Annotated in this window: 23 protein-coding genes; 9 read left to right on the top strand and 14 right to left on the bottom strand. The window is 66.0% G+C overall.

Features of this window, described 5'->3' with window-relative positions:
- Position 1: 1 nt before the first annotated feature.
- Positions 2 to 2,095: a S9 family peptidase gene (locus ACQY5K_RS00685; RefSeq protein WP_428119148.1), complete on the top strand. Its 2,094-nt coding sequence runs from the start codon at positions 2 to 4 to the stop codon at positions 2,093 to 2,095.
- Positions 2,096 to 2,188: 93 nt separating this feature from the next.
- Here the strand turns inward: ACQY5K_RS00685 and ACQY5K_RS00680 are convergent, their stop codons facing one another.
- Together ACQY5K_RS00680 and ACQY5K_RS00675 are read right to left on the bottom strand one after the other, a co-directional pair.
- Positions 2,189 to 2,563, bottom strand: a complete 375-nt coding sequence (locus ACQY5K_RS00680; RefSeq protein WP_428119146.1) for a MauE/DoxX family redox-associated membrane protein — start codon at positions 2,561 to 2,563, stop codon at positions 2,189 to 2,191.
- Positions 2,564 to 2,591: 28 nt separating this feature from the next.
- Complete coding sequence (locus ACQY5K_RS00675; protein ID WP_428119144.1) at positions 2,592 to 3,086, bottom strand: flavin reductase family protein; 495 nt, start codon at positions 3,084 to 3,086, stop codon at positions 2,592 to 2,594.
- A gap of 97 nt (positions 3,087 to 3,183) precedes the next feature.
- Here ACQY5K_RS00675 and ACQY5K_RS00670 point away from each other — a divergent pair, with 97 nt between their 5' ends.
- Positions 3,184 to 4,704: a thioredoxin family protein gene (locus ACQY5K_RS00670; RefSeq protein WP_428119142.1), complete on the top strand. Its 1,521-nt coding sequence runs from the start codon at positions 3,184 to 3,186 to the stop codon at positions 4,702 to 4,704.
- A gap of 87 nt (positions 4,705 to 4,791) precedes the next feature.
- A complete protein-coding gene (locus ACQY5K_RS00665) occupies positions 4,792 to 5,310 on the top strand; it encodes a UGSC family (seleno)protein (RefSeq protein WP_428119140.1) in 519 nt (172 codons plus the stop codon).
- Here the strand turns inward: ACQY5K_RS00665 and ACQY5K_RS00660 are convergent, their stop codons facing one another.
- Positions 5,311 to 6,189, bottom strand: coding sequence for an A/G-specific adenine glycosylase (locus ACQY5K_RS00660; protein WP_428119138.1), 879 nt, complete (start codon positions 6,187 to 6,189; stop codon positions 5,311 to 5,313).
- Positions 6,164 to 6,685 (bottom strand): MaoC family dehydratase, encoded by a 522-nt coding sequence (locus ACQY5K_RS00655; RefSeq protein WP_419922448.1) that lies wholly within the window; start codon positions 6,683 to 6,685, stop codon positions 6,164 to 6,166. Before ACQY5K_RS00655 ends, ACQY5K_RS00660 begins: the two co-directional genes overlap by 26 nt.
- Positions 6,686 to 6,892: 207 nt before the next feature.
- Here ACQY5K_RS00655 and ACQY5K_RS00650 point away from each other — a divergent pair, with 207 nt between their 5' ends.
- From ACQY5K_RS00650 to ACQY5K_RS00635, 4 genes are all read left to right on the top strand, one after another.
- On the top strand, positions 6,893 to 8,503 hold the full coding sequence (locus ACQY5K_RS00650) for an acyl-CoA dehydrogenase family protein (protein ID WP_428119136.1): 1,611 nt from the start codon (positions 6,893 to 6,895) through the stop codon (positions 8,501 to 8,503).
- A gap of 62 nt (positions 8,504 to 8,565) precedes the next feature.
- Positions 8,566 to 9,360: a hypothetical protein gene (locus ACQY5K_RS00645; RefSeq protein ID WP_428119134.1), complete on the top strand. Its 795-nt coding sequence runs from the start codon at positions 8,566 to 8,568 to the stop codon at positions 9,358 to 9,360.
- Between the two features lie 51 nt (positions 9,361 to 9,411).
- The gene (locus ACQY5K_RS00640) at positions 9,412 to 9,903 is read left to right on the top strand and encodes a hypothetical protein (RefSeq protein WP_428119132.1); all 492 of its coding nucleotides are present in this window, start codon (positions 9,412 to 9,414) and stop codon (positions 9,901 to 9,903) included.
- A 65-nt stretch (positions 9,904 to 9,968) separates the two neighbouring features.
- Positions 9,969 to 11,483 carry an IS1182 family transposase gene (locus tag ACQY5K_RS00635; protein ID WP_428119130.1) on the top strand — a complete coding sequence of 505 codons (1,515 nt, stop codon included), beginning with the start codon at positions 9,969 to 9,971 and terminating at the stop codon, positions 11,481 to 11,483.
- 184 nt (positions 11,484 to 11,667) lie between these two features.
- Here the strand turns inward: ACQY5K_RS00635 and ACQY5K_RS00630 are convergent, their stop codons facing one another.
- The 3 genes from ACQY5K_RS00630 to ACQY5K_RS00620 form a co-directional block, all read right to left on the bottom strand.
- Positions 11,668 to 14,772 (bottom strand): N-6 DNA methylase, encoded by a 3,105-nt coding sequence (locus tag ACQY5K_RS00630; RefSeq protein WP_428119128.1) that lies wholly within the window; start codon positions 14,770 to 14,772, stop codon positions 11,668 to 11,670.
- Positions 14,773 to 14,850: 78 nt separating this feature from the next.
- Positions 14,851 to 15,438 carry a GGDEF domain-containing protein gene (locus ACQY5K_RS00625; protein ID WP_428119126.1) on the bottom strand — a complete coding sequence of 196 codons (588 nt, stop codon included), beginning with the start codon at positions 15,436 to 15,438 and terminating at the stop codon, positions 14,851 to 14,853.
- Between the two features lie 40 nt (positions 15,439 to 15,478).
- Complete coding sequence (locus ACQY5K_RS00620; protein ID WP_428119124.1) at positions 15,479 to 16,288, bottom strand: SDR family NAD(P)-dependent oxidoreductase; 810 nt, start codon at positions 16,286 to 16,288, stop codon at positions 15,479 to 15,481.
- A 101-nt stretch (positions 16,289 to 16,389) separates the two neighbouring features.
- Between ACQY5K_RS00620 and ACQY5K_RS00615 the strand changes: the two genes are divergently transcribed.
- Positions 16,390 to 17,286 carry an LLM class flavin-dependent oxidoreductase gene (locus ACQY5K_RS00615; protein WP_428119122.1) on the top strand — a complete coding sequence of 299 codons (897 nt, stop codon included), beginning with the start codon at positions 16,390 to 16,392 and terminating at the stop codon, positions 17,284 to 17,286.
- 16 nt (positions 17,287 to 17,302) lie between these two features.
- Here the strand turns inward: ACQY5K_RS00615 and ACQY5K_RS00610 are convergent, their stop codons facing one another.
- The 6 genes from ACQY5K_RS00610 to ACQY5K_RS00585 all read right to left on the bottom strand — a co-directional run bounded on the left by ACQY5K_RS00610 (position 17,303) and on the right by ACQY5K_RS00585 (position 24,241).
- Positions 17,303 to 18,163, bottom strand: coding sequence for a DUF1932 domain-containing protein (locus ACQY5K_RS00610; RefSeq protein WP_428119120.1), 861 nt, complete (start codon positions 18,161 to 18,163; stop codon positions 17,303 to 17,305).
- A gap of 10 nt (positions 18,164 to 18,173) precedes the next feature.
- On the bottom strand, positions 18,174 to 19,082 hold the full coding sequence (locus ACQY5K_RS00605) for an ABC transporter ATP-binding protein (RefSeq protein WP_428119118.1): 909 nt from the start codon (positions 19,080 to 19,082) through the stop codon (positions 18,174 to 18,176).
- A complete protein-coding gene (locus tag ACQY5K_RS00600) occupies positions 19,063 to 19,884 on the bottom strand; it encodes an ABC transporter ATP-binding protein (protein WP_428119116.1) in 822 nt (273 codons plus the stop codon). Before ACQY5K_RS00600 ends, ACQY5K_RS00605 begins: the two co-directional genes overlap by 20 nt.
- On the bottom strand, positions 19,881 to 21,761 hold the full coding sequence (locus ACQY5K_RS00595; protein WP_428119114.1) for a branched-chain amino acid ABC transporter permease: 1,881 nt from the start codon (positions 21,759 to 21,761) through the stop codon (positions 19,881 to 19,883). Before ACQY5K_RS00595 ends, ACQY5K_RS00600 begins: the two co-directional genes overlap by 4 nt.
- Positions 21,758 to 22,807: a branched-chain amino acid ABC transporter permease gene (locus tag ACQY5K_RS00590; RefSeq protein ID WP_428119112.1), complete on the bottom strand. Its 1,050-nt coding sequence runs from the start codon at positions 22,805 to 22,807 to the stop codon at positions 21,758 to 21,760. Before ACQY5K_RS00590 ends, ACQY5K_RS00595 begins: the two co-directional genes overlap by 4 nt.
- Before the next feature lie 171 nt (positions 22,808 to 22,978).
- Entirely contained in the window at positions 22,979 to 24,241 is a 1,263-nt protein-coding gene (locus ACQY5K_RS00585) for a branched-chain amino acid ABC transporter substrate-binding protein (protein ID WP_428119110.1), read from the bottom strand.
- 169 nt (positions 24,242 to 24,410) lie between these two features.
- Here ACQY5K_RS00585 and ACQY5K_RS00580 point away from each other — a divergent pair, with 169 nt between their 5' ends.
- Positions 24,411 to 25,286, top strand: a complete 876-nt coding sequence (locus ACQY5K_RS00580) for an EamA family transporter (protein WP_428119108.1) — start codon at positions 24,411 to 24,413, stop codon at positions 25,284 to 25,286.
- A gap of 48 nt (positions 25,287 to 25,334) precedes the next feature.
- On the opposite strand, the gene ACQY5K_RS00575 is transcribed toward ACQY5K_RS00580, so the two are convergent.
- Positions 25,335 to 26,096 carry a rhomboid family intramembrane serine protease gene (locus ACQY5K_RS00575; RefSeq protein WP_428119106.1) on the bottom strand — a complete coding sequence of 254 codons (762 nt, stop codon included), beginning with the start codon at positions 26,094 to 26,096 and terminating at the stop codon, positions 25,335 to 25,337.
- Positions 26,097 to 26,171: the final 75 nt, after the last annotated feature.

Below are 26,171 nucleotides of genomic sequence, written 5' to 3'. Positions count from 1 at the left end.
CATGTTGCAGCCTCCCGTGGCACCGAAGCGGCCGCACGTCCGGCGAGTGCACGGCACCGACACCGACGATCCGTGGCACTGGCTCCGAGACCGCGACGACCCGGCGGTTCGGGAGTATCTGGAAGCCGAGAACGCCCACACCGAGGTCGCCACTGAGCGCATGGCCGGGCTGCGCGAGACGCTGTTCGAAGAGATCAAGTCGCGGATCAAAGAGACCCACCAGTCGCTGCCGACGCCAAAGGACGAATGGGAGTACCGGGCTCGCACCGTCGAGGGCCTCCAGTACGGCATCCACGTACGGCGGCCCAGAGGCGGGACTGACGACCAAGAAACCGTGCTGCTCGACGAGAACGAGCTGGCCGGAGGGCACGACTACTTCGCCGTCGGCGACCTGGCAGTCAGCCCAGACCATCGGCTGCTCGCCTACACCACCGATACCGACGGCGACGAGAAGTACACGCTGACGGTTTTCGAGATCGCCAGCGGCCGCGTGCTCGATGCGCCCGGCGTCCCCACCGAGGGCTGCGGGCTGGCAGACCTCAGCTACGGCCTGGTCTGGGCGAATGACAACTCGACCATGTTTGTCGTGCGCACCGACGACGCACAGCGCCCGAATCGGGTGATCCGCCATGTCGTCGGCACCGACCCTGCCGATGATGTCGAGGTCTACCGGGAGGACGACGAACGCTTCTGGGTCGGCGTCGGGGCCTCCCGCAGCGAGCGGTACATCGGGATCGGGTGCGAGTCGAAGACCACCTCCGAGCACCGGCTGCTCGACGCCGACGATCCGACTTCAGCGCTGCTGCTGGTGCAGGCACGCCGCCACGGCATCGAGTACGGCGTCGACCACCAGGGCGAACGCCTGCTCATCGTCACCAATGACGGCGCCGAAGACTTCCGACTCATGGAAGCGCCGCTCCCGACTGGAGACGGGCACGACTCACGTCAGTGGCGAGAGCTCATCGGCGCTCGGCCTGGGATCCGGCTCGACGGCGTGGACTGCTTCGCCGACTTCGCTGTCGTCCATGAGCGCCAAGACGGACTGGTGTCGATGCATGTCCACGACACCCGCTCCCCAGGCGAGGGATCCCCGCTGGGGCCGGGTTTCGAGATCGAGATGCCCGAGCCCGTCTACGAGGCAGGCGGCGGCTCGAATGCCGAATACGAGACCAAGCGGTACCGCTTCGGCTACACGTCGATGGTCACGCCTCCGTCGATCTTCGAACTGGACCTCAACAGCGGTGAGCGAGAACTTCTGGATCAACTCCCGGTGCTCGGCGACGTCGACCTAACGGCATACCAAACCGACCGCATCAGGGCGACGGCTCCCGATGGCACCAAGATCCCCATCAGCGTGGTGTGGAAGCCGAGTGCCATCCGCGGGCCTGCGCCGTGCCTGTTGTACGGCTATGGCGCGTACGAGATGCCGATGCCGGCGTCGTTCTCGACGGCGCGGTTGTCGCTGCTCGACCGGGGGGTTCTCTTCGCGATCGCCCATGTGCGCGGCGGCGGCAAGCTTGGCCGCCCCTGGTACGAAGGCGGCAAGCTGGCCAAGAAGTCGAACACGTTCGATGATTTCGCTGCGTGCGCTGAGCATCTCGCAGCAGCCAATTGGGCCGACCCCGCACGGATCGCTGCCCGTGGAGGCAGCGCCGGTGGATTGCTGATGGGCGCCATGGTGAACCGCCGGCCGGAGTTGTTCTGCGGCGTGGTTGCCGAAGTGCCGTTCGTGGACGTGCTGAACACGATGCTCGACCCTGACATCCCGCTCACGGTCACCGAGTACGACGAGTGGGGAAACCCCGCCGATCCGGCCGCGTTCAAGACGATTCGCTCGTATGCGCCCTATGAGAACGTGGAGGCCGTCGACCATCCGGCGCTGCTCGTGACCGCTGGGCTCAACGACCCGCGGGTCCAGTTCTGGGAGCCCGCCAAATGGGTCGCCAAGCTCCGCGACACGACGACATCGACCAAGCCGATTCTGCTGCGCACCGAGATGGGCGCCGGCCACGGCGGCCCGTCAGGTCGCTACAACGCCTGGCGCGACGAGGCGTTCATTCTGGCGTTCATCTGCGACGTGCTCGGCGTGGCCTAGCCACGCGCAACAAGCACCGCGTGGCCTAGCCACGCGCAACAAGCACCGCGTGGCCTAGCCACGCGCAACAAGCACAGCGTGGCGTCGGAGGCGCTAGACGAGGGCCACGACTGCGAGCACGGCGAGCGCACCATTTCGCAACAATGAACCGGCACCGACAGGCTTCGCGGACCAGGGGCCGAAGCAGGCACATGCAGGCCTGTCGTCAGGCGGTCGGCGCAGCACCAGCGCCAGCGCTCCGCTGAAGGCGGCCAATAGCGCCAGCGCCAGCCACGCCAGCCACGGCTCGGCTACCCCGGCCGCCAGTCCCGCTCCCAGCACGATTTCGATGGGCGCAATAACCGGCACCGTCCAGCGCGGCGCACCCATGGCTCGGGCTGCGCCCGGCCACGACGGGTCACGCAGCTTCAACGCCCCCGATGCCAAGAACAGGACGCCCAGCGCTATCCGGGCGACAGTGCCGACCACTCGATCACCCGATCACCCGACCACATCCTCAGGCAAAGGTGCCGTAGCCACCCTTCCAGAACAGCAGAGGGTCCTTGGCGTCAAGCGCATCGAGCTCCACGACACGTCCAACCACGATGTCGTGGTCCCCCCCGTCGTAGACCGCCTCGATGGTGCAGTCGATGTAGGCGATCGAGCCGTCGATAATCGGTGCGCCTGTCGGTCCCGGCCGCCACTTCACGTCGACGAACTTGTCATCAGCTCGGCTGGCCATGACGCCGCAGGTAACCATCTGATCCTGGGCCATGACGTTCACGCAGAACGAGCCGGCCGCACGAATGTCGGCCCACGACGTGGAGTCCTTGGTGGGCAGGAATGCCACGAACGGCGGATCCAGCGACACCGACGTGAACGAGCCGATGGCCATGCCGACGGGACGGCCCTCGTTGACGGCCGTCACGGCGGCAACGCCGGTCGGGAAGTGCCCGAGCACGTTGCGGAAGAGCCCGGAATCGATGGACGGCTGGTCGCTTGCGTCAGTCACGGCTGCAACCCTAGACACGCCGCCGGGGCCGTTCCCCGTCTCCGTTGGAGCTCGCAGCACCCGGTCCGTTCTGCATGGCCCTATGTAGTCTCCGGCCATGAGTTCGAAGGCAGGCGGGACCACAACAAGCGGCGATGCAGCGGGTGCGCTACGCGAAGGCTTTGTTGCCGTCGTGAAGCGGGACTGCCCGACATGTGAGCTGATTGCGCCAGTGCTGGGCGACATCGAGACCCGGGGTGTGCTGACGGTATTCACTCAGGATGATCCTGCGTTTCCCGAGACGGTGTCAGTCCGGAAGCACGACGCTGACCTGGACTTCTCGTGGCACAACGACATTGAGACGGTGCCGACGCTGATGCGCTTTGCTGACGGCGCCGAAGCCGGACGCATCGTGGGCTGGTCGCGGACAGAGTGGGAGTCGTTCACCGACCTCGACGAGCTGGGAGACGGCCTGCCCGAGATGCGCCCCGGATGCGGCTCGCTGTCGGTGGATCCAGCTCACGCTGACGCTCTCGAAGCCCGATTCGGCGGCTCAGCGATGAGCGCCCGCCGCGTCGAGTTCGGCAGCCAGGAGGACGTCCAAGAGGCGATGTTGGACTGCGGCTGGTCTGACGGCTTGCCGCTCGTGCCCCCGACCGCCGAACGGGTGGCGGCAATGCTTACGGGCACGACGCGCTCCCCCGAAGAGGTGGTGGCCAACGTCGCGCCCGATCTTGCTGACTGCACAGTTGAGAAGGCGGCCGTGAACGCCGTCATGGCTGGCTGCCGGCCCGAGTACTTCCCGGTGGTGCTGGCTGCACTCACTGCTGTGTGCAACAGCACGTTCAACATGCACGGAATGCTGGCCACCACCATGCCCGTAGGGCCTGTGTTCATCGTCAACGGCCCCATCGCGCGCCAGATCGGCATGAACAACGGCATCAACGTCTTCGGTCAGGGCAACCGGGCCAACAGCACGATCGGCCGGGCGGTGCAGCTGATCGTGCGAAACGTCGGCGGGGGCCGGCCCGGCGAGGTTGACCGGGCAGCGCTGGGCCAGCCCGGCAAGGTGGGCTTCTGCTTCGCTGAAATCGAAGGCGGGATCGAGAGTGCGCAGGGCGACGGCGACGGCGACGGCGGCACCGGCTGGGATCCGCTGTGCACAGACTTCGGCTTCGAAGCCGGAGCAAACACGGTGACGGCCTTCCCCGGCGAAGCGCCCCGCTCGGTCGTCGACCAGGCGTCTCGCGATCCCGAATCGCTGGCGCGCACGCTGGCGGCCGCGCTGAACGCAATCCACCACCCCAAGCTGGTGCTGGGTTTCGATGCGATCCTGGCGGTGGCACCCGACCACTCCCGTGTCTTCATCGACAGCGGCTGGTCCCGCCAGCACACAGCACAGCGCATCAACGAGCTGACGACCCGCCCCGGCGCCGAATTGGTGCGCGGCGCCGGCGGCATCGCCGAAGGGGTCCCTGAGTTCCTGGCCGAGACGGACCTTCCCAAGTTCCGTGAGGGCGGCCTGCACCTCGTGCACTGCGGTGGAGGCGCCGGCCTGTTCTCGGCGGTCATCGGCGGTTGGGTGAACGGCGATGTTGGATCCCAACCCGTGTGCGTCGAGATCGATCCCTGGCGCTAACAGCACCACTCGTCTCCGGGAAATCTGAAGACAAGCGACTACAGTCGATCAGGACGTGCCCACCGGATCCAACACAGGGGGGACCTCATGAGCACTGTCGTTTTGGACCCAACCAACGAGGCGGCGCCTGCGCACCGCGAACGCGTGACGCGGCCCGACTCGCTGGATGGCCTCACCGTGGGACTGCTGGACATCAGCAAGCCCCGCGGCGACCGGTTCCTGAACCGGCTGGAAGATCGGCTGACCGAGCGAGGCATGCGCGTCGAGCGCTACGCCAAGCCCACGTTCACCAAGCCGGCGCCGGTCGACTTGCGCCACGAGATCGCCACCAAGTGCGACGTGGTGATCGAAGCGTTAGCCGATTGAGGCAGTTGCACGTCGTGCAGTGTGCATGACATCGCTGATCTGGAACGCCGCGGCATTCCGTCCGTCTTCGTCGCCACCGTCCAGTTCGTCGACGGGGCGCAAGTACAGGGCAAGGCCCTCGGCTTCGACCCTGCGGCCGTGTGGGTGGAACACCCCATCCAGGACCGCACCGACGACGAGATGGTCGCCATCGCCGACAAAGCCTTCGACGAGCTGATCGAGCAGCTGGTAGCCGCTTAGTCAACCCAGTCTCAGGTGGTCGATTCGGGACGTGATGAGTCCTTCGGCAATCAAATCCGCCACGAGTCGTTCCGTGCGCTGGAGATCGTGCTCGAGGCCCATTGCCGCAGCGGCTTGGTCTCGTTCGAGGTGTGCGGACGACAGCGCTGCGAGCAGTCTCCCCCTCGCCTGACGGTCGCTGCCTTCGAAACGGGGCTGGCGCGTGCTTGTGCCTGCGCTGCGCTCCGCGGGATCGGGTGCATCGGACCCAGTCCAGGCGCACCAGGCGCACACCGGACACGCATCGCATTGCGGATCTCGTCTGGTGCAGACCCGAGCACCGAGATCCATCATGACCTGGTTCCACGACCAGCCTTCGCCTGCGGGCACGGAGTCGTCGGCTATCCGCTGCGCTTCAGCGGGAGTCAGGCGGCGGCCGGTCCAGCGAGCCAGGATGCGACCCACATTGGTGTCGACGACGCCGACGTCGGCGCCGAACGCGAACGCCTGCACGGCCCGAGCGGTGTACGGCCCCACGCCGGGGAGAGCCAACAAGTCATCGAGGCCGTCGGGTACTCCGCCCCCGTGCTGTTCGGTGATCATCCCCGCGGCACGCCACAGGTTGCGTGCCCGGCGCGGATAGCCCAAGCCCTGCCATGCCGACAGAACCTCAGCGAGTGACGCCTGCGCGCAGCTCTCCGGTGTCGGCCAACGCTGCGCGAACGCCACAAAATGCGGCCGCACACGGTCCACCTGGGTCTGCTGCAGCATCACCTCAGAGACGAGCACGAGCCACGGGTCGCGTGTCTGCCGCCACGGCAGGTCACGCCGCTCGGCTGCGGCCCACTGCGCCAGCGCGAGATGGCGCAAGCGATCAACCTTCGCCGACGGCGGCCTCATCTGTGTAGGGGAACTGGCGCGTCGGACCGGCGTCACGCTTCCAGATCATCACCTTGCGCCGGAAGTAGCAGACCTCTTCTGAGCGCTGATTGAAGGCCCGAGTCTCAACGGTCACGACTCCCCTGTCGGGACGCGAACCCGACTCGCGCTTGTCGAGCACCTTGGTGACTGCGTAGATGGTGTCGCCGTGGAAGGTGGGGCGCTGATGGGTGAGGGTTTCCACTTCGAGGTTGGCAATGGCAGCCCCGCTCACGTCGGGCACGCTCATGCCCAATACCAGTGAGTAGACGAGGTTGCCGACCACCACGTTGCGGCCGTGCACGGTCTCGTTCTGGGCGAACCACTCGTTGGTGTGCAGCGGGTGGTGGTTCATGGTGATCATGCAGAACAGGTGATCGTCGGCCTCGGTGATGGTCTTGCCCGGCCAGTGCCGGTACACGTCACCGATCTCGAAGTCCTCGAAATAGCGCCCGAAGGGGCGGTCATGGACGGTCACGGGAACCTCCGCGAAGTGGTGCTGTGGGAAGGGTCGGATCATCGTACGGCGCACGACCTCCGCTGACCGGGTCGACAAGAGCGTCACGCTTTCTCTGCGCAGAATTGCCGCCTGCAGCGGCATATTTGCACAAAGTCTCGGCGGACCCCCGCCGACCAGGGTCGGCGGCCGGGTCGCTTGAGGGAGTGGGCTTTAGCCTGTGCGGCTATGACACATGGGGCGACGAACGCGGGACCCGCAGAACCGGACCTTGCGGCTGCGGCCGACGCGCTGGCAGCGGGAGCCGCGGCGATTGCCCGGGCCACTGACCATGCCGCAGGGCTGGGTGACGCCGATGCGCACCAGTGCTTCCTGTACGACCTCGCCCACGCCGCGTCCGCCATGCAGATCTGCGGCTCACTGCTCGACTGGGGCGCGAAGGGCGATGCTGAGGCTCAGCTGGCGTGCGGATTCATCGCCGATGCCCTCGGCGAGTTCAACACCCGGCTGTTCGCCCGCGAGGCCGAGTGGGGCCTCGAGCCGGGTGCACTGGATGCAACCCGCGGGTTCGTGGCCGCGTACCGCAACCCGTCCTACGTGGCCACGCTGGCCGATGTGGCAGCACCGAGCCACCTCGACGAGGATTTTGAGCTGGTGGCCGAGACATTCCGCCGCTTCGGCGAGGACAAAATCGCTCCCGCTGCCGAGCACATCCACCGCGGCGACGCCGACATTCCCGAAGAGCTGATCTCGGGACTGGCCGAGCTGGGTTGTTTCGGCCTGTCGGTGCCTGAGGAATACGGCGGCTTCGCGTCGGGTTCCGAAAGCGACTACCTCGGCATGGTGATCGCCACCGAAGAGCTGTCACGAGCCTCGCTCGGTGCGGGCGGATCGCTCATCACTCGCCCGGAGATCCTGACTCGGGCACTGGAACGCGGCGGCACCGAGGAGCAGAAGAAGCATTGGTTCCCGCGCATCGCCACAGGCGAGACGATGGTCGCCGTCGCTGTGACCGAACCCGACTACGGCAGTGACGTGGCCAACCTCGTGGTGGCCGCCGCGCCGACGCAAGGCGGCTGGCTCATCTCAGGCACCAAGACGTGGTGCACGTTCGCGGGCCGCGCCAACGTCATCATGCTGCTGGCACGAACCGACACCGATCGCCGTAAGGCGCACCGGGGACTGAGCCTGTTCATCGTTCCCAAGCCGCAGGCTGAGGGGCACTCGTTCCAGTTCACTGACGACCGCGGCGGAACGATCGAAGGCCGCGCCATCCCGACGCTCGGCTACCGCGGGATGCACAGCTTCGAGATCGCCTTCGACGACTGGTTCGTGCCCGCAGAGAATCTCATCGGCGGCGACGACGGGCTGGGGCAGGGCTTCTACCTTCAGATGGCCGGTTTCGAGAACGGCCGCCTTCAGACTGCAGCGCGCGCCGTAGGAGTCATGCAGGCCGCCTTCGACGAGGCGAAGGCCTACGCGGCCGAGCGGCGTGTCTTCGGCCAGCCGATTGCCGAGTACCAGCTCACCCAGGCCAAGCTGGGCCGGATGGCAGCGATCATCGCTGCGGCCCGTCAATACAGCTACGAAGTGGCCAAGATGATGGCGCGGGGCGGCGGTGCGCTCGAAGCGTCGATGATCAAGGCGTACGTCTGCAAGGCCGCAGAGTGGGTGACGCGTGAGGCCCAGCAGATCCACGGCGGCTTCGGCTTCGCGGAGGAATACACGGTGAGCCGGCTGTTCGTGGACGCCCGCGTGCTGTCCATTTTCGAAGGCGCCGACGAAACGCTGTGCCTGAAGGTGATCGCTCGCCGCCTGCAGACCCAGCAGGCAGCCTGATCTACGACGGTCGCCGCTGACGCGTCTTCCAGCGGGCCAGTCAACGCGGTTAGCTTTCGCGCGTGCACCCGATCGAGCACCTGCGCTACGTGGCCCGCGCGGGCGACATCTCCCAGGACATGCTCGTGCGCGAGACGGCCGCGGCGCTCGGGGCGCTCGCATCGGACCCGCTGGAATTGGTGACGGTCTGCCGTCGGATCCTGAACCGCTACCCCATCGCCGGAGCGTTGTGGTCGATGGCGGCACGCGTGTGCGCGTCGCCGCAGCCGCATCGTGCCGCACGCGAGTTCGTGGCCGAGCTGCGCTCGGATGCCACCGCAGATCATGTCGCTGCCGGCCTGCCTCACGATGCGTCCGTGTGCCTGCTGGGCTGGCCCGATCTCGTCGCTGACCGCCTCGAAAGCCGCCCCGACGTGAGGTTGCGGGTGATCGATGCCTACGGCGAGGGCGCAGGACTGGCCCGGCGGCTCTCTGGACAGGGCTGCGCGGTAACCGACGTGCCTTTGGCAGGCCTGTCCGCTGCGTGCTCAACCGCCGATGTGATCCTCATCGAGGCGGCAGCAGCCGGTCCCGACGGCGTCATCGCAGCCAGTGGCTCGCATGCAGCCGCAGCGGTGGCGTATGTGAGCAGCGTGGAGGTCTGGTGCGCGGTCGGAGCAGGCCGTGCGCTGCCGGCACCTTTCTATGAGGTGGCGGCGCGGACCGTGGCCGATGACGAGCCTTGGGAAGCTGATGAGGAAGTCGTTCCCCTCGGCTTGTTCAGCCGCATCGTCGGCCCCGGCGGCGTCGAGACGGCTGCCGGCTGGCAGCGCGAAGACTGCCCATACGCGGCAGAGCTCGTGCGCTTGCCGATCTGAATTCGCCCGCGAAGCGTGGCCGCAGCCACGCCGCGCGGTAACTTGCCTGCCGTGCTCGCAGCCCCATCCGCTGACATCACGCTCAAGACCATGAGCGGCCACGGTCACACGCTGGGCGAGTGGCTGGTGGTGTTCAACCTGCTGGCGGTCGTCATCGACCCCTACACGCACCAGAGCGGCTGGATCCTGCCGACTGCGTCTCGGATCTTCCTGCATTATGAGGAAGCCGACATGCGCTGCGCCTTCGTGGTGTGCAGCGACGCCGAAGGCGCTCAGAGCTTCCTCGGCCGATTCGCGGATGAGCACTTGGTCCTGCTGGATCCAGATCGGGAGTTTGTGCGCTCCCTCGGCCTCGAGCGCGTCCCCGCGCTCGTGCACCTCGCCCAGGACGCCAGCGTGCTCGGATCCGCTCAAGGCTGGGATGCCGCGGAATGGTCAGCGGTCATCGCACGTGCCGAGGAGACCATGGACTGGCGGGTCCGCCCCGTGTTGCCGGGCCCTGGCGATCCCGGCAACTTCGAAGGAACCCCGGCGATCAGCTAGGAGCCTGCTGATTTATTGGGGCGGATTTCCGCGTGTTGGGGGTGTGCGCGCGGGAGAATGTGTGCATGCAGGGTTCGTGCCGTTTGGATCGTGAGCTTTTGGATGCGCGGGCGTTGTGCGGGCATCTGGTGGGCGTGGGCTCGGTGCATGCGTTCTTGGCTGAGCATCGCAGTCGTCTGTTTCCTGACGGGTTGTTCGCTGATTTGTTCGGGTCGCGTCGGGGGCGTCCGTCGGTGCCTGGCGAGGTGGTCGCGGTGGTGATGGTGCTCCAGGCGCTCGAGGGCTTGTCGGATCGGCAGGCGTGCCGGCGTTTGGCGACTGATATCGCGTGGAAGGCTGCTGCGGGTCTGGCGTTGACTGATGAGGCGTTCCATCACACGGTGCTGACGTTGTGGCGCAATCGGCTGCGTGCGAGCGGTGATCCTGATCGGGTGTTCCGGGTGGTGAGCGAGTTGATCGCTGAGTGCGGCGCGGTAGCGAAGAGCCATCGGCGGGTGCTCGATTCCACGGTTCTTGATGACGCTGTGGCCCGTCAGGACACCGTCACGATGCTGGTGAACCAGATCCGGCGGGTCCGCAAGCTCCACGGCGGGCTCGCCGATGTGTGGGTGCGCGAACGCAATCTCGACACCGGCGGGGCGGTGGTGGACTGGGGCGATCCCGGCGACGTGGAACGGCTCGTGAGCGAGCTCGTCGACGACGCACTGGAGCTGATCGGCACAGCAGAAGATCTCGAATTGGACGACGCTCAGGGCGACGCGGTGGCGTTGCTGGCGCTGGTGGCGGGCCAAGACGTGGAGCCCGGCGACGGTCCGGGGCGGTGGCGCATCGCGCGGCGCACCGCGCCGGGGCGAGTGATCTCGGTGGTGGATCCCGAGTCGCGTCATGTGCATAAGTCGCGCAGCGTCTACCGGGACGGCTACAAGGCCCACATCGCGGCGGAGCCCGACACGGGTCTGATCACCGCAGTGGACCTCACCGCGGGCGATGTCGGCGACGCGCGGGCCGCGCCCGGCCTGATCGCCGACGAGGCGGCGGGCACCGAGGTGTACGGCGACAGCGCGTATGGCACCGGGGATCTGCGCGCTCATCTCGCCGAACGCGAGATGACCGCTGTGATCAAGCCGCCGCCGATCCAGACCGCGGTCGACGGCGGGTACAGCATCGACGACTTCGACATCGACATCGACGCCGGCACCGTGACCTGCCCTGAAGGCATCACCGTGACGATCAGCCCCACCGACACCGCCCGCTTCGGCCGCCGCTGCCGCACATGCCCGGTGCGAGCACGCTGCACCACCGCCAAAGACGGGCGCACCATCAAAATCCACCCCCACCACCAGCTCCTCAAAGCAGCCCGCAAACTGGCCCGCACCGACTGCTTCGACCATGACTACCGCCGCCGGCGGCCCATGGCAGAGCGCTCCATCGCGTGGCTCGTGCGCAACAACCGAAGATGCCCCTACCGAGGCATCCACAAAAACCGGCAATGGCTCACCACCCGCGCCGCAGCAGTCAACCTCAAACGACTCACCAACCTCGGACTCACACACAACGGCCGCCACTGGGCCATCAACTGACCCCCACCACAAAACACCGCCAACAACCCACCGCGACACCCAAACCCAACCCGAACCCCACACACACGACCCCGAACAGCCACCGCCACACCGCCAACCACCCCTCGGACCGTCACAACACGCCCGACACAAACACTTTCAGACAGGCCCCCACCCACCCAGACCCGACTTGCTCAGCAGGCTCCTAGCGCGAAGCGCCGTCGAGCACCCCACGTACCGCATGTTCGACCGCAGCTCCCTCGGCCGAGCTCGCTAGCCACTCTCGTGCCGTCCTGCGCGCAGTCGTGACTGTCAGTACGTCAACGCCACGATGCTGGCATTCGCTGCCAATCCGACGCTCGACGCCCGCAGCAGCTTCCGCAGCGGCTTGTGCCAATTCGACATGCGCTGTTCGACCGCCGTCATAACTCGGAATCGGCAATTTCCAAAGGTGCGTATGGAGGTGTCGAACGCCGAACTGACCCTTCGGCATCAACGGAGCAACGAGTTCACGTAGCGCGACAGAGTTGATGATGCCGCACACATAGTGGGCCTCTTCGTTTGTGCCTACCGGCATCCAGTAAAGGGAGTTCTCCACAATGACATCCGGGTCATCGCAAACAGCAGCTGTGGGATGTCCTGATGACGCGTAGATCACTCGGATTGCGTTATCTCGATCGATCGTCCGCCGCCACTCCAGCTGCGCTGACAGTGCGTGTACATAGTCGAGCCGACGAGCGAGAGTCATCGCCCGGCGCTGTTCCCAGACATCGGACAAGAAAGCCCACCGCTCCCGCATTCGCGGCGACAGCGATGCCGGATCGAGCCGAGTTGGGTCAGAAGGCAACCACTCAAAACCCTCCTGTGATGCAATTGGCAGGAGTGCAGGAAATGTTCGCAAGTGAAAATACGGGGCGATGCTCGCACCCAGAGCCACATCGAACAAGTACTTGGACTCGACGGTTTGCTGTGTGATTTCGGCGAAGTCGAGAGAGTGCCATGGCTCCCGACCCGGCAACTCACGATGTGGGCTGACTCGAATCGTCCCCGCAGCGGCGACAGGTCCGACAAGGGGTGCTTCCTCAACGAAGAACAAACGCCTCGGGAAAATCGTCGCGCCATTGCGGACGCGCCCCGCGTATGGCGACTGAAATCCCTCGTCGAGTATCAGTCGGGACACGGATCGCTCGACGTCAACGGAACCTGCTTCGCCGATCCACTGCTCGACTTCAGACGGGAGCGGGCTGCTGGATTCCATCCGACTGCCGTAGACGACGCAGGCAGGTACCGGGAAGAAGTTGTTTGCCTCAAGTGGCTCCAAATCCCACGGAGTCGAATGCGCGAGGTTCATGTTGAGCGGCGCATCAGACCCCATCCAGCGTCCAGTTCGCCACTTCGCGTATTGGCCCTGAGCGAGGGCAGAGTGCGGCATGACCATGGCACACACGCCTCCGGGCGCGAGGTAGAGGTCTGCACAGCGGGTAAAGAAAAGTGCGGCGAGATCGGCATTGGTGGCAAATTGGGCGCCTTCCCAGATGCCGTAGCCGACGCTGAGTTGCTTCAGGCGTGCACCGAGGCGGTCGATGGTCTGGTTGTAGGTGATCCAAGGCGGGTTGCCGATGACGACATCGACCGACTCTTCTGCAAGCACAAGCGGACGTACCACGTTGCGCGTGTAGTAACTCCAGATGTGGTCGCGGCCCTCAGCGTGAAGGTTGTTCAGGAGGTCAAGCGTCGGTTCCAGCGCTCGGCGCTCGTCCGTGGGAATTCCTGCGTCGACGAGCGCTTGCCGGGAATCTCCGTCAGTTCGAACTTGAGCTGCAACACGCTCCATGGCCGCATCGAACATTTCAGGCCGTTCGATGAGGGACCGAGGAAATCTCAGTTCGCGCCGTAGCGGATCCCCCGTCACTGGGATGCTGACTTCGACCTGGCCCAACATTCCTTCCGCCCGGGTGATCATCTGAAGGGAATCCCCCAGGTAGACGGGAGGCGCGAATTCGGGTCGATTCGCTGCGTCCGCGATCGCATCGCGTGAGGCCAGAACCCATTCCGATCGTGCGAGGTGAACCGCGACCGGGTGTACGTCCACGCCGATGACGTTGCGGCGCAACTTGGCGAGCGTTTCGGCCGGCGTCAGGCCCGCTCTGTCGGCAGCCACGAGCAGGTGCCGAATTGCTGCGACGAGGAAGCTCCCCGAGCCACACGCCGGGTCCAAGACGCGATGCGTCAGTGGGTCCGTGACCGCCTGACGAACCATCGCTTCCGCCAACCAGTCGGGTGTGTAGTACTCGCCCAGCTGCTCTCGCTCTGACGCGGGTATGACGCTCTGATACAGCGCCGATGCCAAGCCCAACTCGGCGCTCGACCAGTCGTAGGACGCGACCCACGCTGCCATTTCCCGTATGACGTCGACCCCGCCATCAACTTCGGCCAGCCATGCGAAGAAGTTCGACTCGATCACACCGGCGAGGCCTGTATCAGCAGAAAACCGACGCCCGAGGAGCAGATCCGCCGGGTCGTGCGCCGACAGACGCTCGATGTCCACGCCAAATGTGGCCTGGGTAATCATGCCGATCATGGACACCAAGTAGGTGTGCCGAACGAACAAGCTGTGTAGTGATTCGGCGGGCTCGGTCCCGATGATCTCTCCGAGGGCAACCGCCAGCAACTCCTGCCACAGGTCGTACTTGATGGCAACGGTGCGGTCTTCACCGTGATGCTCGAATAGCCGCCGGATCAGCTCAATATGGGTCGTGTACACCGGGCTACCCGGACCGAATTCTCTGCCTACCGTGCTCGCGTGAACCGGTTTCGCACGTTCACCGCTGAAGATGTACTCGTTGAGCCAGCGGTATAGCTCAACACCCTCGTCGGGGCCCCTCAGCGTGAATGCCCACGGGTACGTCGCCGGAACGTCCACCTGGCCGGCAGTTCTGCGCAGCCAGTGACGGCCGTCCGTCAATACCCCAACACTTACGTCGGGAGATACTGACAAGTAACCGTCGAGCTGCGCCACATGTTCGATCGCGGGCGTCAACGCGTCGGCGGCTCTGCCGATGCGGGTCTTCACCTCAATGAATGCATCCGACAGCACCAGGTCGACTCTGCGTCTCGTGATGCGCTGAGGGTCAGGGCTGGCTTCTGATTGCACCTCGTATGGATCGGTCAGTCCGGTCTCGACGAGAAAGCTGCGAACTGCGGACCTGATGTTGTCCTCATGCGCGGCGGCGCCGTGCCAATGAAGCAGCTGACGAGCCAGCTCGACGAAACGTGAATCGTCGGCGCTCAGCTCGGTTGTCCTCGCCACGGCTGTGAGTGTGTCACCTCGCTGTGACACAGACGGTGACCGATCAGGCATGTGCGCTGCCGCCGTTGACTTCTGTTCCTAGGGCAGTCGGCTCTTCTGGCAGTACATCGACCGATCGGCTGCATGGAGCAACGCACCTGGCGTCACCTCGGTGCCGCGGCCCGTTGCGGTGCCGATACTGACGGTGACATCCATCTCGGCCAAGGGGTCGTGGGTTCCGCTGTGTAAAGACGCCTGGGCGAGCGCAGCCTGCAGTCGTTCCAAGATGGCCACCATGTCGTCGGCGCTGCGCAGCCCACCGCACACCACGACGAATTCGTCGCCTCCCACACGGGCAACAACGTCAGAAGGGCGCACGGCGTCTCGGAGGCACTGCGCCACTGTGACGAGGACGAAATCGCCGGCCAGATGGCCATGCTGATCGTTCACCTGCTTGAACGCATCGATGTCACAGAACGCGATGCCGACCACCCGGCCGGTACGCGCCGAACGGACTAACTCAGTGTTCAGGTGGCGAAGCGCGCCGTCGCGAGTGGCGACGCCGGTCAGCGAATCCGAGCTCAACGCACGCCGGTGTCGGCCCGATGCCCACCACATGCCCCCGCCGAATGCTGCGACCACCGCAGCCGCACCGACTTGCAACCTCGAGATGTCCAGCCTACTCAACGTGCGCTCCAGCGTCGCCGGCCGAATCGGGGCGTGAACGTCATCGGGCGGTCCAGCCCCCGTCCACCATCAGCGAGCTGCCCGTGACGTAACTGCTGGCATCGCTGGCCAGGAACAACAGCGCTCCGTCCAGCTCGTGCTCCACTCCCGGCCGGCGCATCGGAGCGTTCCGGCTGATCCATGCCATTGAGCGGTCATCGTCGAACATCGGTGCCGTCAGTTCCGTTTCGAAGTAGCCGGGGCACAGGGCGTTGACCCGCACGCCCCGAGTCGCCCACTGGACAGCGAGGTCGCGGGTGAGATTCACCAGACCGGCCTTCGAAGCTGCATACGCGGGCTGCAGGTTCGGCGCGGATGCCACGTGGCCATGCACCGACGCCACGTTGATGATGCTGCCCGCCGATTCCCGCCCGATGATGTCCGCCGCGACGAGCCCGGCAAGCAAGAAGCAGGCGTTGAGATTGATGTCGACGACGCGGCGGAAGTTGTCGACGTCGGCGGCCTCGCCGGGGTTGATGGCGTCGCTGACGCCGGCGTTGTTGACCAGCACGTCGACCTGGCCGTAGTGATCGACCGTGCGTGCGACGAGATCTCGGCAGGCATCGTCGTCGCCGACATCACATGCCACCGCGAGAGCGTCGGGCAGGTCCGCAGCTAACGCCTTGAGCCGATCGACTCGCCGGGCCGCCACCACCACCTTGGCGCCAGCGGCCGCGAAGACCTGTGCGAACCGGACGCCGAAACCGCTCGATGCGCCGGTCACGACGCAAACGCGCCCGTCCAGCCGGAACGGCCCCACCAAGTCGATCTGCCCATTGCCCGAGGTGCTGCTCTCGTCCGTCGGCCCCATCAGCGTCTCCGTCCTTGCGCCGGTCCCAGCATCACCGCCTGAGGGTACGGCTTGGCTTTGCTCCGCCCCGTGATTGAGTCGAGTGCCCTAGCGTTGGGCTCATGAAGATTCGGATCGGCTTCGGGCTGGGAACGCGCAGCTTCACTAACGACCACGCCACGTTCGACCCGTTCGTGGATGCGCTCGAAGAGCTGGGTTTCGACTCGCTGTGGCTGAGCGAGCGCCTCGGCGGCGAATGCCCCGATCCGATCGTCGGCCTCGCCTATGCAGCGGGCCGCTCCAAACGCATGAAGTTCGGCATGTCGGTGCTGGTGCTGCCAGGCCGGAATCTCGCCGTTCTGGCCAAGGAGCTCGCCAGCCTTGACCGCCTGTCCGACGGCCGGCTGCTGCCCGCGTTCGGGCTGGGCATCGCCGATGTGCATGAGCAGGCCGCGTTCGGGGTGCAGCGCCGTGAACGGGCCAAGATGTTCAACGAGGCGCTGCCGCTGCTCAAGCGCTTCTGGGAAGACGAGCCCGTCACCCATCACGGCGACTGGTACCACTACGACGAAATCTCGCTGCTGCCCAAGCCCGCGCAGAAGCCGATGGACATCTGGCTGGGAGGAGCCGCGGAGGTCGAACTGCGCCGGTGCGGCCGCTTCGGCGACGGATGGCTGCCGTCGTTCTGCACCCCCGACGTGGCCCTGGCCGGCTGGAAGATCGTCAACGAATCAGCCGACGGACACGAACGCTGGATCGATCCCGAGCACTTCGGCGTGCTCGTGCCCTACACCCACGGCGAGATGAGCGCGGGCTACAAGGCGATCCTCGAACGGCGCGCCCCAGGGATCGACCCCGGCGAGATCATCCCCACCGGCTGGGACGGCCTGCGCGACCAGCTGCAGCGCTTCATCGATGTGGGCGCGTCAAAGTTCGTGCCGATCCTCGTGGGCGAGCCCGAGGACTGGTTCGCCGAACTCGAAGGCGTCGCCAACGCCGTCCTGCCCTTGCAGAACTAGCTGCGTCGCTTCGGGACTACTCGCCGTCGTCCGGCGTCACCGCTGGCGAACTCAGCAGTGCGTCGAGCATCTCTTGGACAGAGGCACCTCGGGCGTCTGCCCACACCCCCAGACGCTGGTACACCTCGCTCGCAGCGCGGTGAAAACCGTCAGGGAGGCCTGCGGCGGCGAACGTGTCCGCTATCTCGTCCATCTCGCCCGTCCAGCGCCACGCCTTGGGTGCCACTGCGACCGCGGTGTACGTCAATCGCTGTGACAGGCCGCTTTGCGACAACGCCCACTCGGCGGACAGCTCATCGGCCACGCCCTCGGCGCAAGCCAGCGCCGCCACCGACACCAGCAGGGCGCTGGTGCCCTTGGTCCACGACGCATAGGCCATCTTCAACGCCGAAGCGGCACCCACCCCGCCTCCGGACAGGACACGGGGCTCCAGTGCAGAACCCTCGAAGCGGGCGACTACCCGGTCGGCGCCATCGCCCGCCACATAGAGCCGGGTCGTGCCCGGCTCCCTCGCCGGCGGGCCGATGAGGCTTCCATCGACAAAATCGGAGAAACGGGCCCCGATTCGCCGAGCGGTGGCGGGCGACACTGCGTTCGCATCCACGTAACAGCCCGCAAAGCCCGCGTCAGCAACTGCGTCGGCAAGCGCTTCAGCCCCGTGCGGCGGGCAGACCGAGATCACGATGTCGGCGGCCGAGGCCATCGATGCGATATCGCCCGCGTCGGTGAGGCCAGCTTCCGCTGCGCGCTCGCTGGTCGCCTCCGAACGGTCCTCGCTGGCCCACAGCACAGTGCCCGAGCACGCAGCCCCAACGGTCGCACCCATGGCCCCGGGGTGCAGCAGCCCGGTAACGAAACCGTCTGCAGAGTCGCTCACAGACCCCGTCCTAGCAGGGTGGTCCCTGCGCCGAGTCACCCTTGCCTGGGTCGATTGCCCCTGGGTCGCTTGCCTGTGGGTCGCTTGCCTGTGGGTCGCTCGCCTTCGGTGTGCCGTCCTTGCCGCCCCCGAGATAGGAGGTACGCAGAGCTGGGTTCGCCAGCAACGCCTCGGCGGTGTCGTCGAGCACGACCCGGCCGGTCTGCAGCACCCAGCCCCGGTCCGCGATACCAAGTGCCATATTGGCGTTCTGCTCAACCATGAACACCGTCATCCCGGCTTCGTGGATCTGTGCGATCAGCTCGAAGTTCTGCTGCACCAGGGCAGGTGCGAGGCCCATCGACGGCTCGTCCATCAGCAGCACCCGGGGCTGGGACATGAGTGCTCGGCCGATCGCCACCATCTGCTGCTCGCCGCCCGAAAGCGTGCCCGCCTTCTGGCCGAACCGCTCCTTCACCCGCGGAAAGAGCTCGAAGACATGTTCCAGGTCTGCAGCGATGCCATCGCTGTCGTTGCGCAGGAAGGCACCGAGCTGCAAGTTCTCGCGCACCGTGAGTCGCTTGAACAAGCGGCGGTTCTCGGGAACCATCGTGATGCCACGGGCAACGCGGTAACTGATCGGGCGGTCGTTGACGACCTCGCCGTCGAGCACCACCTCGCCCGAGGTGGGCGTGAGCATGCCCAGCAGGGTCTTCAGCGTCGTCGACTTGCCGCTGGCGTTGCCGCCCAGCAAGCACACCAGCTCACCCTCGTAGATGGCCAAGTCGACATCGCGCAAGGCGTGAACTGCGCCGTAGTGAGCATTCACCCCACGCATCTCAAGGAGCGGAACGGCCCGTTCGCGCCCCTGCTCGCTCATGACCCGCTCGCCCATGACATTGCTGCGGCGCTGGCCCCGCTCATGAGACTGCCGCCGCATCGCGGCCGAGGTATGCTTCGACGACTTGCGGGTCAACCGACACGTCCGCGTAGTCGCCCTCGGCAATCTTGGTGCCATGGTCGAGCACGACCACACGGTCGGAGACTTCGCGCACCACCTCCATGTCGTGCTCGATCACCACGATCGCGTAGCCCCACTCGTCGCGCAACCGCCCGATCAGGCCGGTCAGCTCGGCCGACTCGGTGGGGTTCATGCCCGCCACGGGCTCGTCGAGCAGGATCAGCTTGGGCTGCGTCGCCATGGCGCGGGCGATCTCCAGTCGACGGCGGTTGGCGTACGACAGGGTGAATGCGGGCTGGTCGAAGCGGTAGCCCACGAGGCGATGGCCGAAGAACGACAGCACCTCTACTCCGCGCCGACGGATCTCTTCTTCCTCTCGACGGAACGCCTTGGTGTACAACAACGCCCCGACAACGTTCTGGCTGGTCCGGCAGTGCTGGGAGACCATGACGTTCTCGAGCACCGTCATGTTGGCGAACAGCCGCACATTCTGGAATGTCCGGGCGATGCCGCGTGAGGTGACCCGGTTGGGGTCCAGCCCGATCAGCGACTCGCCTTCGAACAGAATGTCGCCCTCGGTGGCGGCCACAGTGGCGGTGATCGCGTTGAACAGGGTGGTCTTGCCAGCACCATTCGGGCCGATCACCGAGATGATCTCGCCCGGGTACACCGCTAGGTCCAGCCCATCAAGTGCCTTGAGGCCGCCGAAGTCGACGCTGAGGCCCCGCGTCTCGAGGATCGGTTCAGTTGCGCTAGCGGCGGCGTCGGATTCGGCGCTCATGCCGGTTCTCCTGCCGCGCGTTCGGCCGCGTCACTGGCTCCGTTGGCATCAACGTCGTCATCGGTGACCTGACCGGCCAGCCAGGCGTCTTGGGCCATCTCTTCTTGGTGCAGCTCACGGGTGCGGCGCACGCTTGGGATGAGCCCCTCGGGTCGCGAGAGCATCATCCACACCAGCAAGGCCCCGTAGATCAGCAGCTTGAACTCAGAGAACTCAGCCAGCAGTCCGGGCTGCTTGGGGCCGCCGAGCACGCCAATGAGCACGGCCGAGCCGGCGATGACGCCGACGATGCTGCCCATTCCGCCAAAGATCACCACCACGAGGATGACAATCGACACCAAGATGAGGAAGCTGGCGGGGAACACCGAGCCGACCTTGGCGGAGAAGATCGCACCGCTGAACGAACCGAGCACTGCGCCGACCACGAACGCCAGCAGCTTGACGTTCACGGTGTTGATGCCCATGGCCTCGGCAACCGTCTCGTCTTCGCGGACCGCCATCCACGCCCGGCCGATGCGCGATCGCTCCAGCCGCCACGACACATAGACCGCTACAGCACAGAACGCCAGCACCAAATAGAAGACACTGCGAGGATCGGTGCCGGACACCTCGGCGAGGCCGAAGATCTCTGCTCCCGGGATGTTGGTGATGCCCTGCGCGCCTCCGAACCATCCCGACAGCCAGTCCGACAGGAACAGCAGACGGATGATCTCGCCGAAACCGAGCGTCACGATGGCGAGGTAGTCGCCTCGCATCCGGATCACGGGGGCGCCGATGAACAGACCGACCAGTCCGGTCACCACGACGACGCCGATGAGCGCAACGAACCAGGGCAGCTCCGGGCTGATGCGCGGCGAGGTGGCCGCGGTCAGCACCGCTGCGGTGTAGCTGCCGACGGCGAAGAACGCGACATATCCGAGATCGAGGATGCCCGCGAGCCCGACGACGATGTTCAGCCCGAGCGCAAGCAGCACGAACAGGCCCACGTTCGCGAGCAGCTCGTTGGTGAGCTTGCCCGCGAAGATCGGGAGGACCACCAGCAGTGCGCCCGTACCGGCGATCAGCATCATGTTGGCTCGTTGGCGCGCTGAACCTTCGAGCTGGTCAATGCGGGTTCGCGCTTGGCGTACCCGCCCTCGTGCGACAAAGGCCAGCGCTCCTGAGCCCCCAGCGAGAACCAGCGCGCCAATCGGTGTCAATCCTCCCCGGGAGGCGTAGAACCAGTCGGTCAGCGGCTCGATCCCGAGGCCCTCGGCGAGGTCTTCGACCAGCGCCTCGAGTACCGCCGCTCCGAACACGGCGAGCACCATGGTCCACAGCACGCGTCGGGCGACCGGGCACAGCACTCGCACCAGCCCGGCCGCTGCCCCGACGGCTGCTCCGATCACCAGCCAAATAAGCACGGCGAATGCCGTGCCCCGGCCGAACCCCAGCAGTTCGGCCAGGATCGGGCTCCAGTTGACCAGTGGCTCGCGCAAGTCGAAGTTGGCGAGCAGGATCGCCAGCAACGACAGCCCACCGCCCGCGAGCGCGCCGCCCGCGGCACCACCGACGATCTCGTGGGCGCCTGCGGCGTGATACGGAACGCCTTCACGGCGGACTTGCTGACCGACACGGTGGCCAATCGCCAGCGGGACGATGACCAGCGACAGGTAACCGAGGCTCAGCAGCCCCTCGATGATGGCCCTGCCGTCGAGCCGCACCGGCATATTCGACAGCGAGATGAAGAATTGCCCAAGGACGGCCACGGCGCCCATCCGGGCGATGCGACGCCAGTCCTGCGCGAACGCAGGCCTCGGCGGCGCCGCGTCGCCCACAGCCGCGGAGGTCACGGCCATATCGGGATCCCGCGCAGCGGAAGGCGCTTCGGCGCTCACGTCCGATCCTCCGCGGGCAGCCGCTCGCCGAAGAAGCCGGCGGGCCGCACCAGCAAGACAATGATGAGCATCGAGAACGCCACGGCGTCTCGCAGCTGCGACACCCCGCTGACGCCGAGAGGCTCGAGGATGAGCAGCGGGCCCACCGACTCGGCGACGCCGATCGAGAGCCCTCCTGCCATCGCGCCGCCCAGATGCCCGATGCCGCCCACCACTGCTGCGCTGAACGCTTTGATGCCTGGCAGGAAACCAGTGGTGTGGATGACGCTGCGGAACAGGATCCCCCACAGGATTCCGGCCATCCCCGCCATCGCACCACCGACGGCGAACACCTTCACGATGGTGCGGTTGACGTTGATGCCCATCAGCGCCGCTATCTCGGCGTCCTCGGCCACGGCCCGCATTGCCTTGCCGGTCTTGGTGCGGTCGACGTAGTACCACAGGGCCGCCATCGACGCAGCGGCGACCACGACCACAAGGATCTTTCCGCCCTCAATCTGCAGGAACGTGTGTTTAGCCTTCACCCAGTCAGGCACATCGGGGTACGACTTGCTCGCCGGGCCGAGCAGCACCACCGAGGCGTTCTGGAGGAAGAACGACACGCCGATGGACGTGATCAGAGGAATCAGCCGCGGAGCGCCGCGCAGCGGTCGATAGGCGACGCGCTCCATGATCACTGCGGTCAGCGTCGACACAATGATCGACACGACGACGATGAACAGCAACGACCCGATGAAGTTCGACTCCCACAGTCCGGCGTCGGCGAGCTTGTTCGAGGTGATCATGCCGGTCATCGCCCCCACCATGAACACCTCGCCATGGGCGAAGTTGATGAAGCCCAGCACGCCGTAGACCATCGAGTAGCCCAGAGCGATCAGCCCATACATCGAGCCTTGGGCAACGCCGGACACCACAAGGCCTCTGAATTGGGCTGCTGTAAGGCCCGTCGCGTCAGGATTGGCCCACCGGGCGAACGGATTGTCGGGATTGATCTCCTGGGCGATGAACGCCAGAACGCCGACTGCCAGAACAACGAGCACTGCCACCCGCAGGAACGTGAGAAACCAATCGACCCTCGTGCGTCGCGCCGCATGCCCGGCGCGGGGCGCCCCACGCGGGACGCCCCGTGCGAGGGAGCCTCGTTTTGGTGTCACCGAGCTGACCCTAGAAGGCTGACTCGGGTCGAACCAGTTCTTGTGTGGGCGGCTTCATCCCGCTTAGGGGGCGAAGGAGAATACGACGTTCTCCAAGCTGGCTTCGGCGTTGGCCTCGCCGCCGATGTTCTGCACCACGGTGATGCGGGCCGCACCGCAATCGCCGAACTCGTCGCAGTTGATCGTGCCGATGAGGCCGCTGTAGCCGCTGATGTTGTTGAGGTGATCACGGACGCCTTGGCGGTCGATCACCAGCGTGTCGCCGTCGAGATGCGACGCAGCAGCAATCGCCTCGAGCAGCAGCGTGGTGGCGTCGTAGCCGTGCGCCCAGAAGGGTGCCGCCGGCTTCTCGCCATAGAGCTCCTCGTACTTCGCCAGGAAGTCGTTGGCTGTCTTGCCGGTGCTCTCGTTGACATTGTCACCGAAGCGCGTGTCCGGACCCGAGAAGTACATGCCCTCGGTCTGCGACAGTGCCAGATAGTTCGTGTTGAGCAAGCCGTCAGCAGCGAGCAGGACCGTGTTCTCCAGCCCCGGGACTCCGGATGCCTGATCGGCGATGAAGTCACCGGCCGGCTGGAAGATGGGGAAGAACAGTGCCTCGGGACTGCCCGCAGCGATCTCGGTGAGCGCCGGCACCATGTCGGTGTCGTCCTTGTTCACTGCGGTGAAGCCGGTCACCGTTCCGCCCTCCGCCTCGAACGCATCGGCGAACGCTTGCGCGAGACCTTGGGTGTACGGGTCGCCGTCATGAATAGCAGCTGCGGTGGTGAGCCCCAGTTCGCCAAAGACGAACTTGGCCATCGCAGCGCCCTGGAACAGGTCATTGTGTGCCGTGCGGTAGTAGCCGACGTTGTAGTTCTCACCTGCCGTGCCAGCCAAATCCGAGGTCAGCGCAGGCGAAGTGTTCCCGCCCGAGATCAGGACCATGCCGGCGTCAGTGATGAGCGGTGCTGCGGCGACTGCCGCTCCCGAACACGATGTGCCGATCACGCCGATCACGTCCTCGTCAGCGACGATGGTCTGGGCGGCAGCCTGACCGCCGTCGTTCGAGCAGAGGTCGTCGAGCGTCGTTCCCAGATCTACGTCGAAGCCTTGGATCGGGCCGTAGTCCTCGATGGCAAGAAGCGTGGACCGTTCGATCGGCAGACCGAAGAATGCAACATCGCCGGTGATTGCCTCGAGTGATCGGATCTGGATGGCATCGCCCTCCTCGACCTCGACCACGCCGAGCGTCCCGGCCTCAGGCCGGTCTTCGCCGCCGCACGCTGCGGCAAAGAGCGAGACCGCGAACATCACCGCCATCAGCGTCAAGTGCTTTCGTCTCATTCGTAAATCCTCCCCGATGAGTTCGCCCGGCAACCCTGTGCGATCGGCCTCGTGCGCGCGGCGCACTTGGTCGCACAGCCGTCGGTGCCTTGTGCAGACACCAACGTGGTCACCAAGCTGGATCCGTCGCGTCCGACTCTAGATCAATGCTGCGTGATAAACGAACCGCATGGCCTCGCAAGCCGGCTCGACGTGGGGACCGCGGATCTCGCCCGAAGCGCTGTTCGCGGCCGGAGCCGTCTCGCAGTACCTCGGTGCTGCGACTGCAGTCGAGCTGTTCGACGATCTGGGCCCCGCCACGGTGGCGCTGCTGCGCGTCGCGGGCGCCGGGGCGGTGCTGGTGTTGCTGCGACGCTCATGGCGACGATCGTGGTCGCGAACCGACCTGGGCTGGACCGCAGCGTTCGGCATCTCGCTGGCATTGATGAACCTGTTCTTCTACCTGGCCATTGCCCGATTGCCGCTCGGCAACTCGGTGGCTATCGAGTTCATCGGACCCATCGCCGTTGCGGCGCTGGGCACCCGATCCGTTCGTTCGGGATGGGCCTTGGCGCTCGCCGTCGTCGGCGTGGTGATATTGGCCGGCTTCTCGCCTCCGGCGGCCCAGGTCGGAGCCCTGTTCTCACTGATCGCGGGCACGCTGTGGGCGGGCTACATCGTGCTGGGACATCGTGTTGCGCGCTCGGGCACTGCCGTCGACGGACTCGGCGTGGGAATGCTCATCGGTGCCGTGATGATCGTCCCCGCCGGCATCGGCGACGTGAGCACCGCATTCACCGCACCTGTGCTGTTGGCTGGGGGCGTCGCTGCGGGGGTGCTCTCAAACGTCATCCCGTACGGCATCGACCAACTCGTTATGCAGCGACTGCCACGAGCTCGATTCGCGCTGCTGCAAGCCCTTCTGCCAGTCACGGCAACGTTCATCGGCTTGGTGTGGCTTGGGCAGGTTCCGAACCTGCGCGAGGCGGCGGGCATCGTGGCAGTCATCGCTGCCATCGTCATCAACCGAGAGTCGGAGCAGCCCCCGGTCGACCTCGGGCCATGAGGCACAGTATCGCGCGACTGTGTCGCTGGGCAGGATCTGAGCAGGCCCTCAGAACAGGGGGTTGCGCCAGGTGCCCGCCGCGCCCAGCGCTCCAAGGAACGCCGCGGCGCCGAGCAGTGCCACAAGGGCCCACACCAGATACGGCGAGCGGCGCGTCCTCGTCTCGACGGTGAGCTCTGGCGAGAGCCGCTCCGCCAGCGTCGGAGGGTGCCGGCGGCGTCGTGTGTCGCCGACTGCCACACCGCACAGTGCCCCCGCCACGAGGCCTCCGAGGTGCCCGCCGATCGAGATGTTGGGAGTCAGGAACGACAGGGCGACGTTGATGAGAATGAGGCTGCCCAGGCCGTCGCGCCAAGGGTTCCCGCCTCGCAGCAGTTCTACGAGATACGCGGCGCCCATCAACCCGTACACCGCTCCGGATGCGCCCACTGCGGCGACATCTGGGCGCAACAACAGCGCTCCGGCCGATCCTCCAACGAGCGACACGGCATAAATGCCGACGAGCAAGGCCCGCCCGGTGACCTGTTCGAGCCGGCGTCCCAGCAGGTACAGCACCAGCATGTTGAACAACAGATGCCTCAGGTCGATGTGCAGGAATGTGCCGGTGACGATGCGCCACCACTCACCCAGTTCGGCGATGTAAGGACCGAATGTGGAGTATCCGTCGAGGGCCGAGAATCGCAACGATCCCGGGGTGGACGGCACTGCCCGGCCCAGCTGATGCGTCAGCGCGAACACCACCACGGAGACTCCGCCCAGCACCAGCGTCGCTACCGGCTGCACACCGCTCCGACCGCCCAGCCGTCGCACGGCTACGAACCCTAGAACCCCCACGGGTGCGGATGGATCCGCGCGCCAGTACGTTTCGCGGCTCCGAGCGGCCGA

The sequence above is a fragment of the Candidatus Poriferisodalis sp. genome, from assembly GCF_965262965.1.
Lineage (GTDB): Bacteria > Actinomycetota > Acidimicrobiia > Acidimicrobiales > Poriferisodalaceae > Poriferisodalis.
This window is presented reverse-complemented; position numbering and strand designations above follow the sequence as displayed.

What these genes read in the sequence shown, in the direction of transcription:
- ACQY5K_RS00685 (WP_428119148.1), top strand. Translation starts at nt 2, where the DNA reads ATGTTGCAGCCTCCCGTGGCACCGAAGCGGCCGCACGTCCGGCGAGTG.
- ACQY5K_RS00670 (WP_428119142.1), top strand. Translation starts at nt 3,184, where the DNA reads ATGAGTTCGAAGGCAGGCGGGACCACAACAAGCGGCGATGCAGCGGGT.
- ACQY5K_RS00660 (WP_428119138.1), bottom strand. Translation starts at nt 6,189, where the DNA reads ATGAGGCCGCCGTCGGCGAAGGTTGATCGCTTGCGCCATCTCGCGCTG.
- ACQY5K_RS00650 (WP_428119136.1), top strand. Translation starts at nt 6,893, where the DNA reads ATGACACATGGGGCGACGAACGCGGGACCCGCAGAACCGGACCTTGCG.
- ACQY5K_RS00635 (WP_428119130.1), top strand. Translation starts at nt 9,969, where the DNA reads ATGCAGGGTTCGTGCCGTTTGGATCGTGAGCTTTTGGATGCGCGGGCG.
- ACQY5K_RS00620 (WP_428119124.1), bottom strand. Translation starts at nt 16,288, where the DNA reads ATGGGGCCGACGGACGAGAGCAGCACCTCGGGCAATGGGCAGATCGAC.
- ACQY5K_RS00615 (WP_428119122.1), top strand. Translation starts at nt 16,390, where the DNA reads ATGAAGATTCGGATCGGCTTCGGGCTGGGAACGCGCAGCTTCACTAAC.
- ACQY5K_RS00605 (WP_428119118.1), bottom strand. Translation starts at nt 19,082, where the DNA reads ATGCGGCGGCAGTCTCATGAGCGGGGCCAGCGCCGCAGCAATGTCATG.
- ACQY5K_RS00600 (WP_428119116.1), bottom strand. Translation starts at nt 19,884, where the DNA reads ATGAGCGCCGAATCCGACGCCGCCGCTAGCGCAACTGAACCGATCCTC.
- ACQY5K_RS00585 (WP_428119110.1), bottom strand. Translation starts at nt 24,241, where the DNA reads ATGAGACGAAAGCACTTGACGCTGATGGCGGTGATGTTCGCGGTCTCG.
- ACQY5K_RS00580 (WP_428119108.1), top strand. Translation starts at nt 24,411, where the DNA reads ATGGCCTCGCAAGCCGGCTCGACGTGGGGACCGCGGATCTCGCCCGAA.